The sequence below is a fragment of the Chamaesiphon sp. GL140_3_metabinner_50 genome, assembly GCF_025361915.1.
In the GTDB taxonomy this organism is placed as follows: domain Bacteria; phylum Cyanobacteriota; class Cyanobacteriia; order Cyanobacteriales; family Chamaesiphonaceae; genus Chamaesiphon.
Genome location: NZ_JANYJC010000211.1, coordinates 1 through 3,610, shown reverse-complemented (window position 1 = coordinate 3,610; position 3,610 = coordinate 1). Strand labels below are relative to the sequence as shown.

Annotated in this window: 3 protein-coding genes and 1 pseudogene; 1 reads left to right on the top strand and 3 read right to left on the bottom strand. The window is 43.1% G+C overall.

Annotated features, from left to right (window positions below; genetic code table 11):
* Nucleotides 1-234: pseudogene (locus Q0R35_RS10680) on the bottom strand (HEAT repeat domain-containing protein); the annotation flags it as partial.
* Between the two features lie 76 nt (nt 235-310).
* The gene (locus Q0R35_RS10675; protein ID WP_295617415.1) at nt 311-1,219 is read right to left on the bottom strand and encodes a TetR/AcrR family transcriptional regulator; all 909 of its coding nucleotides are present in this window, start codon (nt 1,217-1,219) and stop codon (nt 311-313) included.
* Between the two features lie 181 nt (nt 1,220-1,400).
* Between Q0R35_RS10675 and Q0R35_RS10670 the strand changes: the two genes are divergently transcribed.
* Nucleotides 1,401-2,393: a Rieske 2Fe-2S domain-containing protein gene (locus Q0R35_RS10670; protein ID WP_295617411.1), complete on the top strand. Its 993-nt coding sequence runs from the start codon at nt 1,401-1,403 to the stop codon at nt 2,391-2,393.
* Here Q0R35_RS10670 and Q0R35_RS10665 read toward each other — a convergent pair.
* Nucleotides 2,386-3,610, bottom strand: a 1,225-nt coding sequence (locus tag Q0R35_RS10665; protein WP_295617408.1) for a tetratricopeptide repeat protein, incomplete at its 5' end; no start/stop codon positions are given. The genes Q0R35_RS10670 and Q0R35_RS10665 overlap by 8 nt on opposite strands.

Sequence of the window (3,610 nt, the reverse complement as noted above, 5' to 3'; positions counted from 1 at the left end):
CTTTACCAATATTTGAAACGACTCCTCCACCTGATGATTGCCCAAACCCATTACCGCCACCCGTCTCTGCATAAAGTCGCTCGACTCCAACAGTCGGGCGAGAATCGGTACGGCGATCTCGGCGGAAACCTTTGCTAGTGTATCTAACGCCACTTTTTGCTTATTCAGCGCGCGCTCTCGCAAATCTCGCTCGATTTGGGCTAAATCGATTGGTAGTTCCTCATTGTCAGACATACGGTTAACTGGGTATAGGGCTAAACTTAAATCTTACACTCGAAATAGATGAGACCTGCCGATCGAGATGATGGATTTAACTTGCAGCAGCCACCCAATTAATAACCGTATTGTGGGAAACTCCGGTTTGGCGTTCGATCTCGCGGAAGCTCATTCCCTGCTGATGTAGCGTTACACACTGCTGCTTAGTTTCTGGAGGATAGCCGCGCTGACTGTACTCGTCGGCGAATTGTTTGCCACAAGCTCTGCAAATGTAACGTTGTTTGCCATGCCGATGTCCGTTTTTGGCGACTCGATCGCTATGACAATTCACGCATATCATTACTTTATTATGCATTAATAAAGCGTCGCCGATGTAGGGATCGAGATAGGCATAGAGAATTTTTTTCAGCTCTGTGTAAAGCTTCTGGCGATACAATCGATCGCTTTTCAGGGCAGTTAAAAATAAACCGTTGTAAGTGCGATGGAAGACTTCGGCAATTAGTTCGCTTTGTTCGCGATCGAGAGTGGGGTTGCGCTGTTGGCAAATATTGGCAAATTGCTGAATTACCATCCGATCGAATTCATCGTCAAATAGCACGAACAGCCCCGGTATGGGGGCGAGAAAGTACTGTAGATAGACGATTTGATGGATCGGATGCTCGAAGTATTCCGCATGAGTATCGACCATTTCGGCGATCGTTTGACTGAGGGGACGGCGGATATCTTTGGCGAGAAGTTTGGTATTAACGATCGCGACTTGCTCCATGTGTTCGGCTTCTAGGGCATGGAAAATCGCCAGCTTGTCGGGGAAGAATTGATAAATAGAACCGACTGCGGTATCAGCTCGATCGGCTATTTGCTGAGTAGTTGCTGCGCTATAACCTACTTTAGCAAACACTTCTGCGGCTGCGGTCAAAATTTTGGCTACCCGCTGTCGTCCGCGTTGTTGCTTGGGTTGACGGCGGAGAGAATTATCACTTGACATTTGTGAGGATTTATTCATAAAATTATCGTATCGAGGCTTTACCAGGATTTAAGGATTTAGAGGATTTAGAGGATTAGGTTGTCGGTGCGAAGCTGTATCCCCTATTCCCTATTCACTATTCACTATCCCCTATCCCCTATCCCCTATTCCCTATTCCCTATCCCCTATTCCCTACTCCCTATTCACTATTCACTAACCTATGAATATGCTCCAAGGCGCACCGTGGCTATTAGCTCATAAATCTATGCTAACAGTCGATAAACCGCACAAAATATCGCTCTATGGCAAAGATTACGTGCTGTGGAAAGATCGCCAGGGAAATATTAATGCGCTGGAAAATATGTGTCCGCACATGGGGGCGATGTTGTCGGCGGGTTGGTGTCAAGCAAAACCTGATGGTTCTGCTACGGTAGTTTGTCCGTTTCACGCGCTTGAATTTGATGCCAGGGGCTGTACTATTTTACCTGGTTCTCACAAGCAAACATTACCTCAATTAGCACCATTAGAGCTAATTATTCAAGGCGATTTTATTTGGTCGTATGGTGGCTACGAACCCAAAATATCGATTCCGAATATTCTGAATGAAATTGCAGCTAATTACGAACTTGTTGGTGCGACGGGAGAGTGTAGCATCGCAACAGATTTGCGATCGATGTTGCTAAATATGCACGATTACAATCATCAGAATGGCACTCATCGGGAGCTATTTAAAATTACTGAAGTCCAGTTCGGTAATTTTATCGATGAGGGTCATCATTCTCATGCTTATTATGACATGCCAACCGCCCCCAGTAGTCTTCAGGAAAAAATCAAAAATCCAGCTCTATCGATAATGCCCAAAGTTTTATCGGCACATTTAGAAAATCACTTTCCACATTTAGTTATTTTTCATGGCAATTTACCAGCGGGAACGGTAGCTCAATGCCATTTATTCGTACCAGAGTCAGAAACTAGCACTCGAACCTATGTATTATTGTTTGCTCGATTAAAGCACCCTTTGTTTAGGCTGATGCGTAAAAACTTTCTAGAGATGGTTAATGTGGTTGTAGAGCAAGATGCAAATATTTTAAGCAATATTTATCCTAATGCGCCGCAGAAAATAAAATTAAATAATGAAGTTGGGATGGATTGGGTACATCGTAATTTCGATAGCTTTCCCGCGATCGAATTGCCAAATTTATCGACTAAGTAATTAATTGTGTGAAAGCTGGTGTCGATCGGATCGAGCTAAAATCGGTGTCGGTTCGAGCATGTTGCTTTAATGCATCTGGTTCTAGTTCGATCGCCTGTTGTAAGCAACTAATTGCCCGATCGACATTATTATCTAAAGCATGACAACATGCTAAATCGTACCAAGCAGTTGAATTTTTTGGCTCACAATCGACTAATTTTTGATAGGTGATAATTGCTCCTGAATAATCTTTTAACTCGTGCAATAAAGCACCTTTAGCATTCAAGATACTTACTGCTTTTGGGGATATAGATAGAGCAATATCGAAAGTTTCATCTGCCAGTTCGAGCGATTGATTTCGCTGCTGAGATACTCCTAGATAGTAGTAACCGTCGATATTGTTAGAATCTAATTCGACTGCTTTTTTTAGAGATGAGATTGCATCTGAATATCGCTCGATGCTGAAAAATAGTATCCCCATACTCAACCAAGCACGTTCGTTATCGCAATTAAGGTCGATAACCTTTTGATAGCACATAATTGCTTCTTCATAACGATCGACCTGCCATAGGCAGTAGGCTTTTTGCCACCAAGCTTCCTCGCTGTCAGGGTTAGCTTTAATCGATCGATGGAACGATTCGATCGCGGCTGGATATTGCTTTTTCTCAATTAAATCTTTACCTTTTTTATTCCAACGGTTTTCAGGGGAATTAAGACCCCAACCGATGATTATTAAGATAGATATGGCGATCGCTTGATTAATCGGTTGTCGAAATGTAGACGATCCCACGCTGATTAAATCGGTAGGAACATGGAGGAGGTTATCGGTAATCGTTCTGATGACTGTAAATGTGAAGCCACTAAACCAAGGTACGAACCAAAATAAACCAACGATCGCTAAGGTGCTATATTTTCTAAAGGCATTAAACTGAGTTTGCAGCGGTTTTGATAACCAAGGCTCGATAATACCATATCCATCTAAACCAGGAATTGGCAATAGATTAAGGATCGCTGCAAAGACTTGTAAGTAAAGCAAAAAAGCTAACCCGCCGAATAAAAATGAATCTTGAATTGGGCGATCGATCGAGCCTAAGCTACCCCCATCAAAAATCCAGAACGGAATTGCTAGAAGTAGAGCTATTAAAATATTAGCACTCGGCCCCGCCGCCGATACTGCACTCTGCCACCAACGATTTCTTAACTTGTGCTGGTTGATATACACAGCACCACCTGGCAAA